At 46.0% G+C, this 15,225-nt stretch carries 14 protein-coding genes; 4 read left to right on the forward strand and 10 right to left on the reverse strand.

All coding sequences use genetic code 11. From position 1 onward, the window contains the following. Window positions 1–103 precede the first annotated feature (103 nt). The 4 genes from AC6I7V_RS12640 to pilM are packed head-to-tail and all read right to left on the reverse strand — an operon-like array spanning window position 104 to window position 2,803. Window positions 104–622 (reverse strand): pilus assembly protein PilP, encoded by a 519-nt coding sequence (locus tag AC6I7V_RS12640; RefSeq protein WP_498010974.1) that lies wholly within the window; start codon window positions 620–622, stop codon window positions 104–106. After that, a complete protein-coding gene (locus tag AC6I7V_RS12645) occupies window positions 609–1,202 on the reverse strand; it encodes a type IV pilus inner membrane component PilO (protein ID WP_498010975.1) in 594 nt (197 codons plus the stop codon). The genes AC6I7V_RS12640 and AC6I7V_RS12645 overlap by 14 nt, the downstream gene beginning before the upstream one ends. Beyond that, complete coding sequence (locus tag AC6I7V_RS12650; RefSeq protein WP_498010976.1) at window positions 1,195–1,794, reverse strand: PilN domain-containing protein; 600 nt, start codon at window positions 1,792–1,794, stop codon at window positions 1,195–1,197. Before AC6I7V_RS12650 ends, AC6I7V_RS12645 begins: the two co-directional genes overlap by 8 nt. Then, window positions 1,778–2,803, reverse strand: coding sequence for a type IV pilus assembly protein PilM (pilM, locus tag AC6I7V_RS12655; RefSeq protein ID WP_498010977.1), 1,026 nt, complete (start codon window positions 2,801–2,803; stop codon window positions 1,778–1,780). Before pilM ends, AC6I7V_RS12650 begins: the two co-directional genes overlap by 17 nt. Before the next feature lie 147 nt (window positions 2,804–2,950). On the opposite strand from pilM, the gene AC6I7V_RS12660 reads away from it, so the two are divergent. Continuing rightward, complete coding sequence (locus AC6I7V_RS12660; RefSeq protein WP_498010978.1) at window positions 2,951–5,509, forward strand: penicillin-binding protein 1A; 2,559 nt, start codon at window positions 2,951–2,953, stop codon at window positions 5,507–5,509. 87 nt (window positions 5,510–5,596) lie between these two features. On the opposite strand, the gene oxyR is transcribed toward AC6I7V_RS12660, so the two are convergent. Further along, entirely contained in the window at window positions 5,597–6,484 is an 888-nt protein-coding gene (oxyR, locus tag AC6I7V_RS12665) for a DNA-binding transcriptional regulator OxyR (protein ID WP_255229749.1), read from the reverse strand. Window positions 6,485–6,688: 204 nt separating this feature from the next. Here oxyR and AC6I7V_RS12670 point away from each other — a divergent pair, with 204 nt between their 5' ends. Next, a complete protein-coding gene (locus tag AC6I7V_RS12670; protein WP_498010979.1) occupies window positions 6,689–7,417 on the forward strand; it encodes a glutathione peroxidase in 729 nt (242 codons plus the stop codon). A gap of 105 nt (window positions 7,418–7,522) precedes the next feature. Here AC6I7V_RS12670 and AC6I7V_RS12675 read toward each other — a convergent pair whose 3' ends face one another. Further along, the gene (locus AC6I7V_RS12675) at window positions 7,523–7,882 is read right to left on the reverse strand and encodes a RidA family protein (RefSeq protein WP_255231788.1); all 360 of its coding nucleotides are present in this window, start codon (window positions 7,880–7,882) and stop codon (window positions 7,523–7,525) included. Between the two features lie 87 nt (window positions 7,883–7,969). Between AC6I7V_RS12675 and AC6I7V_RS12680 the strand changes: the two genes are divergently transcribed. Then, window positions 7,970–8,233, forward strand: coding sequence for a DUF3624 domain-containing protein (locus AC6I7V_RS12680; RefSeq protein ID WP_498010980.1), 264 nt, complete (start codon window positions 7,970–7,972; stop codon window positions 8,231–8,233). A 215-nt stretch (window positions 8,234–8,448) separates the two neighbouring features. Here AC6I7V_RS12680 and argH read toward each other — a convergent pair whose 3' ends face one another. The 4 genes from argH to argC all read right to left on the reverse strand — a co-directional run bounded on the left by argH (window position 8,449) and on the right by argC (window position 13,787). Then, window positions 8,449–10,323 carry an argininosuccinate lyase gene (argH, locus tag AC6I7V_RS12685; protein ID WP_255229745.1) on the reverse strand — a complete coding sequence of 625 codons (1,875 nt, stop codon included), beginning with the start codon at window positions 10,321–10,323 and terminating at the stop codon, window positions 8,449–8,451. A 323-nt stretch (window positions 10,324–10,646) separates the two neighbouring features. Next, window positions 10,647–11,858, reverse strand: a complete 1,212-nt coding sequence (locus AC6I7V_RS12690; RefSeq protein WP_255229744.1) for an argininosuccinate synthase — start codon at window positions 11,856–11,858, stop codon at window positions 10,647–10,649. Window positions 11,859–11,982: 124 nt separating this feature from the next. Continuing rightward, a complete protein-coding gene (gene argB, locus AC6I7V_RS12695) occupies window positions 11,983–12,771 on the reverse strand; it encodes an acetylglutamate kinase (RefSeq protein ID WP_498010981.1) in 789 nt (262 codons plus the stop codon). Window positions 12,772–12,782: 11 nt separating this feature from the next. Further along, window positions 12,783–13,787 carry an N-acetyl-gamma-glutamyl-phosphate reductase gene (argC, locus tag AC6I7V_RS12700; protein ID WP_390520806.1) on the reverse strand — a complete coding sequence of 335 codons (1,005 nt, stop codon included), beginning with the start codon at window positions 13,785–13,787 and terminating at the stop codon, window positions 12,783–12,785. Window positions 13,788–13,940: 153 nt separating this feature from the next. Here argC and argE point away from each other — a divergent pair, with 153 nt between their 5' ends. Next, on the forward strand, window positions 13,941–15,077 hold the full coding sequence (gene argE / locus AC6I7V_RS12705; protein ID WP_498010982.1) for an acetylornithine deacetylase: 1,137 nt from the start codon (window positions 13,941–13,943) through the stop codon (window positions 15,075–15,077). Window positions 15,078–15,225: the final 148 nt, after the last annotated feature.

The raw sequence follows: 15,225 nt of genomic DNA on the forward strand, positions 1-15,225 counted from the left end.
ACGCAACATAGTAACACGACGAAAACAGCTTGCTGCATTCGGCTCAATAACCGACTTAATCCTTTAATCATATCTACATCTCTATCCACGGCATGTGGTTGGTTTATTTGAGAGCTAAGCGGACATTGCGTCGATGCCAACAACCTAGACCATCTGGAAGGGTTTCATTAATCAATACGTACTGACTGGTGACTTTCGCAATGCGCCCACTGTTCAAGCCGATAAATTGGCCTTTATGCACCTTAACGACGTTTCCTTTGGGAGTTTGAACAAGCCCAGAGATTTGACTGCCGCTGCCGATTACTCCCTTGAGCCGTAACTGTTCCAGCGGATATTTCTCTAACTTGCCCGTACGACTGCGTCGCGTTGGCTGCCAACAATCTTTTTTCGCTTTGGGCTGAGTCAGTACGAGCGCCTCTTTGGGCAGTTCAAAGGGTGGACGATGCGCCCTTTGCTGATATTTCGCGGCAATGAACTCGGAAGCAGGACTTAGCTGCTCGACGTCTTTGCGTGCTCTTGCCTCTACCTGTACAACAAACTCCTCTAAAGAGTCTTGGTTCGCTTTACACCCGACGACCGTAGAAAAAATCAGCAGTACTAGCAGCACTCTAACGAGACTCATCTTTCACCTCCGCCTTAAATTGATAGGTGTATGCGCGAACACGAAAATGCAGAGTACTACTCTCTTGACTGACTCTTTGCCAGGTCACGTCATCAAAGCTAATGATGCGAGGCAACTTGGCAATCGCCGCAGAAAATTCACCGATATCGTGGTAGTCACCCGTGAGTTCAATATTCAAAGGCAATCGATACAGAAACGCCTTGTTCTGTTTTTCACCCCAGTCAATGCGAGTAAAAGTGAGATGATTGTCTAAACCGAGCTCATTCACAGAGGCCAGCATGCTCGCCAACTCTTTTTGAACTGGCAGTTGTTCGAGTAAGTAGTCGTAGCGACTGGTCAATTCATCGAGTTGATTCTGAAGCGCGGGCAAAGTCGCCACTTTATTGGCTTTAATACGAAGAGTGGTCTTTAAAGTCTGCTCTTGCTGCCTCATCTGATCCAACTCATCATTGAGTGGCAGCACATAAAACCAAGTACCAAAGCCTTGAACGATCAGCATCAGTAAAGCAATCACCAACAACTGAGGCAGCAACGGCCATTCCGTAATTTCATCAACATCGAGATCTTGCAAATTAACCATCTGATCCCCCTTTGGCTCTATTCAGTACTTGCGTCTGTTCTACAGCAGGAGAGACAAAGCCAAATGAGACTTTAAAGGTTTGAAATTCTTTATTGAAACGCTTGCGATTGTGCACAATGGAGTGCATTTCGACGTTCTCAAGTAAAGGAGAGCGCTCTAAGTTATCGAGCATGGTGGCAAGCCGTGCTGTGCTATCACTGATACCCGACACCTCTATCTCTTGTCCGTTCATTTTTATCTTATCGACGTACACCCCTTCAGGAATAAGTTCAGGCATCAGATTCATAAAGTGGGTGGTTTTGTTGCGGCCAGACTGAAGTGACTCAACGACATCTAAGCGCGTTAAAATCGCTTTGTGCTCACGCTCTGCCGCTTTCAAAGCTCGAATCTGTTTATCAAGCTGGCCAATATATTGATCAAGATAGTTAAGACGCGCTTGCTGACGTGCTTTCTCTTGTTGGAAGTAATAGCCGATAGCCCACTGCCCCATCACCGCTATCAAGATGCCTAAGATCACCAGTTGAATGAAGCGTTTCTTGTGCTGTGCTCTCAACTCATCACGCCAGGGAAGGAGGTTAATTTGATGCAACATGTTTCACTCCTTGCCACTTCACCCCACTGACTGCAATACCAGCCGCGATGCCAAAAGCGTGACGGTCCATGCTCTTATAGCGTTTATTAGAGGCCCTATTTTCAAATAGCGCCAAAGGGTTGAGTGACTCACAAGGGATCTGAAAATGTCGCTCCAAATGCTCAGCCAATAACGGAGTTTCCGCACCCTCACCTGTCAACCAAATGCCTTTCAGTGACTGCATTGAATTGATTGAGGCATAAAGCTGCAACTGCCGTTTGAGTTTCTCAATTAAACTGATCGTAAAAGTTTGATTCTGTTCAACTGAGCCAAAGCTAATCGTCAACTCATTGCGAGAGTCACTTTGATTGACAGTTTGCGTACCGAAGGCGATATCTTTAAAAAAAGGCACTCCGCTTTGAGAAATCAGCCCTAATGATGTTTGCGTTACCCCTATATCGACCAACATCCAGTTCTGCTTCTGAGGATAAAGTCGAGTAGCCAACTGCCAAATGTTAAGCAAACCATGAGCTTGGGTATCGACAACGATGGGTTGAAACCCTGCCTTAGATAAGGCTAAAGAGCGACTTTCTACTACTTCTTTACGCGTCGCGTAGACTTGATAGCTAGTGGTTAAGCCTTTACCAAATCGCTCATCGTCCAGTTTTATGAAATCCAAGCTCAGCTCTTCAATCGGAAAGGGCGATTGGTGAGCAAAAGTTTGGTAGATAGAAAACTCTTTTTCTCGGTCTTCTAGGTCACTTTCTATCTGCAAGACTTTGCTAATCACGGTATTATCTGGGACAGAGATAGCGGCATGACGACAGCCAAATGGTAAGCCTCTCCTAAGTTCTTTGAGTTTCTTTACAGTTTTCTGATACTCCAAGGTGTGGTTATCTGTGAAAATGTCGTCCGTAATAGGCAGTTCTTTGTACCCCACTAAGGCATATAACTCTCCAACGGGCTTTAACACCACCGCTTTTATGCTGTGATTGTTTATATCTATACCTGTAACTAATGACGAACCCATACCAACTCCTGACATGCCAAGCATTTCGTTGCTTATATAAGGGTTGTGATTATTGGTTAAATAAGCGTTAATAAACGAAAGCTAAGTTTTTAGTCTAGAGTACAAGGGTTTGCTGCTTATCAGCCTTAACTAATCAGGGATTATCCGGTGAAGTTCATAAAGCGATTATTCATATTTACATTGGTTTGCATGATTCTTGGAGTCAGTACAATTTTTGGTTTTTATTACTACGTAAAACCAGAATTGCCAGACGTCGCGACGCTACGTGATGTTGAGCTTCAAACGCCAATGCAAGTCTTCAGTCAAGACGGCAAATTGATCTCTCAATTTGGTGAAAAGCGACGTAACCCTGTCAGCTACGACGAAATTCCCCGTCACCTAGTTGAAGCACTTATCGCTACCGAAGATAGCCGCTTCTACGACCACCCAGGCATCGACCCAATTGGCATCACTCGTGCCGCAATTGTTGTTGCTATGTCAGGTTCAGCAAAGCAAGGGGCGAGTACTATTACCCAGCAGCTTGCGCGTAACTTCTTTTTATCTAACGAGAAAAAGATCATGCGTAAGATTAAAGAGATCTTCATTGCGATCCACATTGAACAACTATTAAGCAAAGAAGAGATCATGGAGCTGTACGTAAACAAGATCTTCTTAGGTCACCGCTCTTATGGCTTCGGTGCAGCTGCTCGTGTTTACTTTGGTAAAGATCTTCAGGATTTGACTCTAAGTGAAATCGCAACGTTGGCTGGTATGCCAAAAGCTCCATCAACGATGAACCCTATCTACTCACTAGAGCGTGCGACCAATCGCCGCAATGTGGTTCTAAGTCGAATGCTGGATGAGAAATACATCACTCAAGAAGAGTACGATGAAGCGCGCGCAGAAGAGCTAGTATCAAAATACCACGGTGCAGAGATTGAATTGAGTGCACCTTATGTCGCAGAAGTCGCTCGTGCTTGGATGGTTGAGCACTACGGTGAGGACGCTTATACATCGGGCATGAAGGTCTACACGACCGTTGACTCAACCTTGCAAGATGCGGCAAACCGCGCCGCTATCACGAACCTTCTTAACTATGACGAGCGACACGGCTATCGTGGTGCTGAAAAAGTGTTGTGGCAAACCGAACAAGCAGCTTGGGATCAAGCGCAGATCGTTAAACACCTAAAGTCTCAACCAACCTATGGTGATCTAACGCCAGCGGTCGTCACCAAAGTGGATACTCAAAGCGCACACGTTTGGGTTAAGAACCAAGGTGAAGGTGTAATTGAATGGCAAGGCATGAACTGGGCGCGCAAATTCCTAACAGATAACCGCCAAGGACCTGCTCCATCAAGTGCACAAGAGATCTTGGCTGTTGGTGAGCAAATCTGGGTGCGCAGCGAAACCATCTCAGGCAAAGAAGCAACCACTGAAGAGGGTGAAGAAACCAGCGAAACAGCAGATATTGCACCGACTTACTGGCGCTTAAGCCAAGTACCAAATGCAAACACCGCGTTTGTTGCAATGAACCCAGACAATGGCGCTGTGCTGTCTATGGTGGGTGGTTTTAACTTTGTCCATAGCAAGTTTAACCGTGCAACCCAATCAATTCGTCAAGTAGGTTCAGGTATCAAGCCTTTCATCTACTCAGCAGCCATCGACAAAGGCTTAACGCTCGCATCGTTGATTAACGACGCACCGATCAACCAATGGGATAAGAGCCAAGGCACCGCGTGGCGTCCAAAGAACTCTCCACCAACCTATGTGGGACCAACGCGTCTTCGCATTGGTTTGGCACAATCGAAAAACGTAATGGCGGTACGTGTACTGCGTGAAGTGGGCTTAGATGACACACGTAACTACTTAACTCGCTTTGGTTTTGATATTGATGAGGTACCTCGTTCTGAAACCATCGCATTGGGTGCTGGTAGCTTAACTCCAATGAAGGTAGCACAGGGTTACTCGGTATTTGCCAATGGCGGTTACTACGTTGAACCTTTCTATATCAGTCGTGTTGAAAGCCCGTTTGGTGATGTAGAGTTTGAAGCATCACCAAAAGTGGTATGTCACCAAGACTGTGAAGCGAACGTGGAAGCAGACCCAATCGCTGATGAGTTCGCTGAGCAAGATGTTGATACAGAAACGCAATATGCGCCGCAAGTCATCTCGGAACAAACTGCATTCCTCGTTCGTGAAATGATGTACAGCAATATCTGGGGTGGCGGTAACTGGCGTGAAGGTACGGGTTGGAACGGTACGGGTTGGCGTGCTCAACCGTTAAAACGTCGCGATATCGGTGGCAAAACCGGTACCACCAATGACTCCAAAGATACCTGGTATAGCGGTTATGGTCCGGGCGTTGTAGCAACGGTTTGGGTCGGTTTTGATAACCACAACCGCAACTTAGGTCGCACAAAAAACAACAGCAACCTAGATAAGAACCAAATCACGGGGGCAGAAGCCGGCGCTAAAACGGCTCAGCCAGCTTGGGTCGATTTTATGGACTTAGCCCTGAAAGATGTGCCAGAACATCGTAAAGATATCCCAGAAGATATTGTGCGTGTGCGTATCGATAGAGATACTGGTCTCCTAACGAACAAGTCAGATAGCTCTTCGATGTTTGAGTACTTCGTAAAAGGCACCGAACCTACCGAGTACATCAGAGAACGTTTTAATGAGAATATCTACTCATTATCGGGTGAAGCGGAAGAAGAGCTGTTTTAAACCAGCTGTAAGCAAGTAATGAAAGAGGGCTGATACTTAAATATCAGCCCTCTTTTTATTTATCTTTGGTTTTAAAGCTCTCACATTCTATTTTGCCAGTTGTGAGCGAATGGCTTCTGCGAGCTGTTCGAATCGACCTCGTAGTGGTGATCCCGGTCGGTATGCCACAACAATGCGACGAGAAGGCGTTGGGTTGACTGCTGGTACGTAACACACCCCATCCTTTTTCTTCTCTGCTGGCAACGAAAGTTCAGGCAGCAGTGTGATTCCAGCACCTGCCGCTACCATGTTACGTAGAGTCTCTAAGCTCGTCGCTTTAAAGCGCTCATCGTCTCTTGCGCCTGCTGCGAAACAGAAACCCAATGCTTGGTCACGCAGACAGTGGCCATCACCTAGTGCGAGCACGGTTTTTCCATTAAGCTGAAGCATATCTACGCTATCTTGTTCCGCCCATTCATGATCACATGGAACCGCAACACTCAATGGTTCATCGTAAACATCGATCTCTTTAAAAGCAGCGGTTTCATCGACTGCAGCTAACACCAGACAATCGAGCTTACCATCTTCTAATTGGCTCACAAGTTGGTGAGTTTGTGCTTCATGAAGAAACAACTCGAGCTCTGGAAACTGCTCTTTCAAGTGAGGAACTATTTTAGGCAAAATGTATGGACCTACCGTCGGAATGAAGCCGATGTGCATAGGCCCTGTCATCGCATCACCATGACCACTCGCCATATCTTTAAAGGTCTTCACCTCATTCAAGATACGCTTCGCCTGCTCCACTAACTGTAAGCCAGACTCAGTAAAAATCACCTTCCTTGGGCTACGTTCAGTCAGTTGTAATCCGATCTCCTCTTCAAGCTTACGGATCTGGCCGCTCAAAGTAGGCTGACTGACAAAGCACGCCTCTGCGGCTTTTCGAAAATGTTTATGCTCGGCTAAAGCCACCAAGTATTCAAAGTCACGAATGTTCATGATTGGTCTCTTACCTAGAGTGTTAAGAACACATTTTCTCTAAAGTAGAACTTCAATAGAAAACACCTATCAAAACCATAACATCAAACGATTAGAACTATCAAAGAATTTATCCAATAATGAGCTTAACAAAACGAAACTGAACGCAGAAAAGCGTTAAGCTTTATACGAACCAAATTAAAAATAATCTCTAAGGAAACCATTATGTTTGCATCTAAAGAAGGTCAATCAATTCCTCAAGTAACATTCCCTACTCGTCAAGGTGATGCCTGGGTAAACGTTACAACAGAAGAGCTATTCAAAGACAAAACGGTTATCGTATTCAGCTTACCGGGTGCGTTTACACCAACCTGCTCTTCAAGCCACTTGCCTCGATACAACGAGCTTTACTCGGTGTTTAAAGAACATGGCGTTGATGACATTCTATGTGTATCAGTCAATGACACTTTCGTAATGAACGCTTGGAAAGCAGACCAAGAAGCGGAAAACATCACCTTCATCCCGGACGGCAACGGTGACTTCACAGACGGTATGGGCATGCTGGTTGAGAAGAACGACATTGGTTTTGGTAAACGTTCATGGCGCTACAGCATGCTGGTTAAAAACGGCGTGGTAGAGAAGATGTTCATCGAAGAAGACGTACCAGGCGACCCGTTCAAGGTTTCTGATGCGGACACTATGTTGAACTACATTGCGCCAGAGCACAAAGAACAACAGTCAATCACTGTATTCACAAAGCCAGGCTGCCCATTCTGCATGAAAGCAAAACAGAACCTTATCGACAAGGGTTTAAACTACGAAGAAGTAGTACTCGGTAAAGATGCAACAACAGTCAGCCTACGTGCTATCTCTGGTCGCTCTACGGTTCCTCAAGTATTCATCGGTGGTAAGCACATCGGTGGTAGCGAAGAGCTAGAAGCTTTCCTAGGTTAATCATGACCCGCCAGCTAACCCACTCACTTGTGGGTTAGCTTAACCTATCACTCGTCATTCAGAATAGAGGATAGATCTCTGGAGTCTCTTGTGTGACTTGCAAGATTAGCAGCTGCTGTTCTTCTCTGCGGCAATCACAGAGATCTCAACCAATAGCGCTTCACGAGCCATATCAGCCGTTACACAAGCACGAGCTGGTGCGTGACCTTCTGGAACCCATGCGTCCCATACTGCGTTCATCTCTTGGAAGTCGTCCATTGTTTTTAGGTAGATCGTTGCTGACAGCATGTGCTCTTTGTCACTGCCCGCTTGCTCAAGCAGAGTCTCAACCTTGTCTAACATAGTTTGAGTTTGCTCTTTAATACCTTGAGTTGCGTCTGCACACACTTGACCACATAGGTAAATCGTACCGTTGTGCTTTACGATACGGCTCATACGTTGTTTGGTTTCTTGACGTTCAATCATCACTTTCTCTCTCGGTGTCACCGTGATTAACCATAGGGTGACGTGTTATTATCAAAGACCATTAGCATAACGCGAATTCAACCCAAGATGACATGTAAGCATTGCAATAAAAGCGAAAAAATCCGCGATAAGCTCGGACGATGTCAGCACTGCATGAACCAACTTATGGTGTTATCGCTTCTGAGTTGGGGAGCTTGGTGGCTGTTTTTCTCAGACCAACCTAAGAGCATAAATGCAATTGCACTTTTAATGGCCGCTAGCGCTTTTAGTGGTTTACTGATGATCCATTGGATCATGAAGTGGTTGATCTTACCGAGAAGAAGCAAGCGAGAAAGATCGTCAACAAGATAAACAGAGTCGATACTAATCCAAATAAACCAATAATTAGAAAATAGCGCAGGGCAAATCACAGGCATAAAAAAAGCCCTGAAGCCAATCGGTTTCAGGGCTTTCTTAGAAAATTCTAAGAAAAAGCAGTGGTACTTTAATAGACCGTGCTTCCCTTAATTTGTTCCCAGAAAAACGATCTTTTTTTATCTTTTTCTAAGAACTTTAAAATCAACACGTTATGCAACGTTTGTCTTAGCAATCACTTGTTCGACTAGATTTACTTCCAATGCAACTTCATCACAAGCATGTTGACGAGGACACTGGTCACAATCTTTAAGTACTTTTTCTGGCAATAGCGACTTCGATGTTGGCAAGAAGTCATGCTTCATAAAGAACTCTGGAGTACGTGTCAGAACAAAGACTTTCTTGATTGCCATTTGGCGCGCTTTCTCTACAAGGTGTTGAACAATCGCGGAACCTTGTCCCTGACCTTGCCAACCCGCTTCGACGCCCAGAGAGCGAATCTCCGCTAGACCAGAGTCATAAACATAAAGCGATGCGCAACCTGTCACTTCACCATGATGTTCCGCCACCGCAAATGAGCCAATATCGCGCACGAGTTCATTGCGTGAGCGTGGTAGGTTTTCACCCAGGTTCGCCCAGTAAGCCACCATGCCTTCTAGCGCTTCAACATCGGTCAAACGTGCAGGACGCACCTTAACAATCGAGGTATCACGCTGCGCGAGACGCTTCTCAGCTTGATCGACCGCGTAAGCCACCTGTTTCGGTGATACGCCCCCCAGAGCACTACGTTTCTCAAGACACGATTCAATGGTCAGAATATCGTACACATCTTCTTCAATCACCTCTGAGAACTCTTTCAACTCTGCGATAGACAACTCTTCCAGAGCACAACCTTTAGCTATCGCTGCAACCACGGTTACACCGACGATATGGTGCGCTTCACGGAAAGGAATGCCCTTCGCTACTAAGTAATCAGCCAACTCTGTTGAGTTTGCGTAACCTTGCTTCGCCGCTTCTAGTGTACGCTCACCGTTAACCTTAATGCCGTCAAAACAAAGCGCCGCCATTTCCATGCAGTCGTTCCAGGTATCTAGAGCATCAAACAGACCCTCTTTATCTTCCTGCATGTCTTTGTTGTAAGCCAAAGGTAGAGCTTTCACCGTCATCATCATGCCAGCAAGTGAGCCGTATACACGGCCGGTTTTGCCACGGATAAGCTCTAGTGCATCTGGGTTTTTCTTCTGCGGCATCAGAGATGAGCCTGATGTCACGGTATCGGCTAACTCAATGAAGTTTGATTCACCAGAGTTGTAGAAAATCATATCTTCAGCAAGACGTGACAAATGAAGCATAGAGATAGAAGCAATCGACATCAGCTCCATCACATGGTCACGGTCAGAGACTGAATCTAGAGAGTTACGTGTTGCACGACGGAAACCTAAGTTATGCGCCAGCGCTTCACGGTCCATTGGGTATGCAGTACCCGCAAGCGCACCAGAACCTAGAGGACAAGTATCAAGACGCTTGATTGCATCATTCAAACGCGAATAATCACGTTCGAACATCTCAACGTATGCCAGACACCAGTGAGCGAAGGTGACAGGCTGTGCACGTTGCAGGTGGGTGTATCCCGGTAGCACGGTCCCTTGATGCTGAGCTGCCACATTCACCATTTGGCTTTGAAGGCGATCAAGCGCAATCAACAGTTGTTGGCCTTGCTGACGACACCAAAGTTTGAGGTCAGTCGCCACTTGGTCGTTACGAGAACGGCCAGTGTGCAGCTTCTTACCAAGGTCACCAACTTTACCGATCAGTTGCTGCTCAACCCAGCTATGAATATCTTCTGCATCCGAGCGTAGGATTTGCTCAGGATCTTCCATCACCTCTAACTTCAGCTCATTCAGCGCTAGCTCAAGCTTTTGCTGCTCTTCTGCAGTTAGAACGTTGACTGACAGTAGAGCTTTTGACCAGGCAATAGAGCCCACAATGTCTTGCTCAGCCAAGCGGTAGTCAAAACGAAGTGAATCGTTAAAATCTTTAAACCGTGTATCTGCTGCTTGGGTAAATCTCCCGCCCCATAGTGCCATTGCGTATCTCCTAATTGCCCAGTGCTCACTGTATTTTGCAAATAATAAGTCTGATAAAAATTCAGTCTTTTTCTAATGGTTTAAACTTACGGCAAATTAGATTAAAAATAAAGTATAAATTCATTATTTTTACATATTTATTCAAACATAACGGATGAAACGATTTTTCGTTACCGTAACAATGCGACTAATAGCCATAAGATGCGATTATATTCCATCCAAACGTAAAAACCGATGCTCAATCATTCAACAAAAAGCCCACTCGCTAAACCAATAGCGAGTGGGCTTTGAACAACTTCTGGTATCTTAAGTAACTGTATTCGTTACTTTTGGCTGTTTAGAGCACGGATACGGCTTGATAGAGAGTAAAGGCGGATAAAGCCTTCAGCATGGCTTTGATCGTATACTTCATCTTCACCAAAGGTTGCAAACTCTTCTGAGTAAAGGCTGTTGTCAGAACGCTTCTGAGTCACCGTTGCCTGACCTTTGTACAGCTTAACAACCACTTCACCATTTACGTCTTGTGCAAGCTCTTCTGTTGCCGCTAGGATTGACTTACATAGCGGAGTGAACCAACGACCATCGTATACAAGATGAGAAGCTTTAACACCTAGCTCTTCACGGAATTCAAATGCTGCCTTGTCTAGCACTAGTTGTTCAACCGCACGCAGTGCTTCCATGATGATCGTGCCCCCTGGAGTTTCGTAACAACCACGAGACTTCATACCTACAAGACGGTTCTCTACGATATCGATACGACCAACACCGTGCTTCGCGCCTTTTTCATTTAGGTAAACCAGTGCGTTGTATGGCGTCATTGCTTCGCCGTCTACTGCGACCACTTCACCCTTTTCAACTTTCAGCGTTACTGTTTCAGATTCGTTTGGTGCTTGCTCTGGATCTACCGTCCACGCCCAGCAATCTTCGTTTGGCGCATTCCATGTATTTTCAAGTACACCACCCTCTGTAGAGATGTGCCAAGCGTTCGCGTCACGCGAGTAGATCTTAGTTAGAGAAGCAGTACAAGGGATGTTGCGCTCTGCTAGGTAATCTAAACACTCTTCACGGCTCACAAGATCCCACTCACGCCATGGTGCAATTACGTGTAGGTCTGGTGCTAGTGCAGCGAATGCACCTTCGAAACGAACTTGGTCGTTACCTTTACCTGTACAGCCGTGACATAGCGCGTCAGCACCTACTTTGCGTGCGACTTCTACCTGCGCTTTAGCAATGATTGGACGAGCCATTGATGTGCCTAGTAGGTATTTGCCTTCGTAGTACGCACCTGTTTTTAGCGTTGGGAAGATGTAGTCTGCAACCATCTCTTCTTTAAGGTCTGCAATGTAACACTCAGAAGCACCAGACGCTTTCGCTTTCTCTTCAATGCCTTCCAGCTCTTCTGCACCTTGACCAACATCGGCCACGAACGCCACAACCTCACAATCGTAGTTCTCTTTTAACCACGGAATGATTACCGAAGTATCTAGACCGCCAGAATAGGCTACAACAACTTTATTAACTTTAACCTTGCTCATTTGAGTTTCTCCTAAATTCCCGGGCCTGCACTTTGGCGGTCAGCTCCTCGGGGTTTATCCATTCGACTTAATTAATTCTTTCACTTCACTTTCTGAGTTCAGAAGCTACTGAGATAAAAACATGTTACTGAGGTAAAAACTGAGTACCGATGCTCTTACCTGAAAATAGTTGTGCTAGCTTATCTGGGTAGCGCCAGGTCGCGACTTCAATCGGACGGCCAAGGTCATTGGCTGCTTCAAGTGCCGCTTGTACTTTAACGATCATGCCATCGGTGATGACTTTGCCTTCAATTAGCTCATCCGCTTGTTGTTGGCTTAGGGTTGGAATAAGGTGACCTTTTCCATCAAGAACGCCGCTCACATCTGATAGCAGTACTAGCTCTGCATCCAATGCCCCTGCGACAGCAACAGCGGCTTGGTCTGCATTGACGTTCATTAGTTGCCCTTGGTCTGTCAGACCGATCGAGCTGATGATTGGTAGTGCGCCCGTATCAAGGATGGCTTGCAGAACCTGAGAATTACCCGGAGCTGCTTTACCTACTGCACCCAATTCAGGATCTAACTCGCTTACCTGACATAGGCCGCCATCAGCAAGGCTTAGACCTACAGCATTGAGACCATCTTTGATCGCTTGGCCTTGAAGAAGCTTATTTGCTGTTCCTGCTAGTGCGCCAGCAATCACAGGAATCTGCTCATAAGGCGTCACACGTAGGCCCTGCTTTTTTACGGTCTCTAGATTGAGCTTGCCCATCAGCTCATCAACCAGGTAGCCACCGCCATGAACGATGACGATAGGTCGTTGCGCTTGCTGTTTGTATTGTGAAATTGCCCCGAAAAGCTTGCTCAACGTTTCGCTACAAGACAGTGCAGCGCCACCTAACTTTATGATTAATGGTTGATTATTTTGGCTCATTAGAGAATTCCTTACACTAGCGCAGTTAATGGCGCAAAGCCATACCGTAAATTTAAACACTGCATCGCTTGGCTAGATGCACCCTTCAATAAGTTATCAATCGCTGAAACAACGATGATGTGTTGACCCTGAACCTTCCATCCCAAATCACAGAAAGGAGTATGTTCAACGTCTTGAATTCTTGGCAGTGTCTCTTCGAGCAATCTCACTGCCGGCTTATCTTGGTAAGCAGTAGCAAACGCCTGCTGTACTTGCTCTTCAGTCACGCCATCTGCCAACTTCATGGTGATGGTCGCTAAAATGCCACGCTTAAAGTTTCCTAGGTGCGGCGTAAAAATAACATCGCAACCCAAGTGCGCTGCAATTTCAGGTTGGTGACGGTGATTGAATACACCGTAAGGCTGCAAGCTCACTTCACAGAAGCTATTGACCATGCTTGCCTTGCGACCTGCGCCACTGACACCACTGGTTGCGTTAATCACAGGCCATTGGTTCTCATCTAGCAGCTTGCTTTCTACCAAAGGCTTAATTGCCAGTTGAGAAGCTGTTGGGTAACAACCTGCGACAGCAACTAATTGTGCTTCTTTAATTTCAGCTTCATTCCACTCAGCCAGTCCATAGGCAGCGCTATCTAGCCACTGCTCATGCTGATGCTCAAAGCCGTAAAAATCTTGATAGAAGTTTTCACCCTTAACTCTGAACGCGCCTGATAAGTCGAAAACTTGGCAACCGTTCTCTAGAAAAATCGGCGCAAGGTCATGACTAACCTCGTGTGCTGTCGCTAGGAAAACCACATCCGCCTCTTTCGCTACACTAACTGGGTCGACTAATGGCTCGACTGGCATATCGATTAGACCTGCCAATTTTCCGTGCAGGCTAGAAATCGGTTTACCCGCATCTACACTGTTGGCGGAGACAAACAAACCTGATAGCGTTAACTCAGGGTGTCTGTTTACCATCAGAGCCAGTTCTGCTCCTGTGTAGCCGCTTGCGCCAATGATCGTGGTTTTCAACATTCTCACACATCCATTCTTGAGGTAAGTTACAGTTCAAATTTGACTAATCATACTTAATTTTTGGTTTTATTTGATTTTTTATTCACTAAATATGATTTAATATGTGTTTTACCGTCTTATGGTTTTTCTGTCAATAGTAGAAGTGAAGATATTATGCAATTACCCAGTTTTCTTGAGGTCTACCAGGGCCTAATTTCCACCGATTCTATCAGCTCAACCGATCCGAGTTGGGATCACGGTAATGAGAAGGTCATTGAGAAGATGGCTCAATGGTTTAAAGACTTAGGCTTTAGTGTTGAGGTCGTCGAGGTCGAGCCCGGCAAGCATAATATGGTGGCAAAGATGGGCTCTGGTGAAGGTGGCTTACTGCTCGCAGGCCACAGCGACACGGTTCCGTTTGATGAAGGGCGCTGGAACTTTAACCCTCATGCACTGACAGAACACAACAACCGTTTCTACGGTTTAGGCACAGCCGATATGAAAGGCTTCTTCGCTTTTATTTATGAAGCAGTAAAGAAAATTGACTGGAGTAAGCAGACTAAGCCTCTCTACGTGCTGGCAACTTGTGATGAAGAGACCACCATGCTCGGTGCTCGTCACTTTACCGACAATGCCTCATTTAAGCCTGATTACTGCATCATTGGTGAACCAACCAGCCTAGTACCGATTCGTGGTCATAAAGGTCATGTGGCGAATGCGGTACGAGTCACCGGTAAATCAGGTCACTCTTCAGACCCGGCATTAGGCGTGAATGCCATTGAGATTATGCATGAAGTGCTGTTTGCTCTGATGCAGCTACGCGATAAGCTCATCAAAGAGTACCACCACCCAGGCTTCGCGATTCCTAGCCCAACACTCAACCTTGGTCACATCCACGGCGGAGACAGCGCCAACCGCATTTGTGGTTGTTGTGAACTGCACTACGATGTGCGCCCTCTTCCGGGCATTAGTTTGGATGGTCTAGACAATATGCTGCGCGCTGCGCTTAAAGAGGTCGAAGCTAAATGGCCGGGCAGAATTGAGATCACTCCGCTACACGAACCGATTCCTGGATATGAGTGTCAGCATGATCATCCATTTATTGGTGGCATGGAGTCGGTATGTGAAACCGAGTCACAAACCGTGAACTACTGTACTGAAGCGCCTTTCTTACAACAACTATGTCCAACACTGGTGCTAGGGCCGGGTTCGATTGATCAAGCGCACCAGCCGGATGAATTTTTAAGCTTCGATTTCATCGATCCAACCATCAACATCTTAAGTAAATCGATCCATAAATATTGTTTCTAGTTCTTGCGCGATAACTCAATATCGCTCGTGCTATCGAACAAAAGCGACCTCTCGAGGTCGCTTTTGTACTGTTTTGATAGGTACATCGTAAATTTGTAATTAACTTTCACCTTCGTTCTCTCAGAAAAGAAAATTTCTAACTTCCCAA

It is taken from the genome of Vibrio sp. KUL70 (assembly GCF_059725515.1).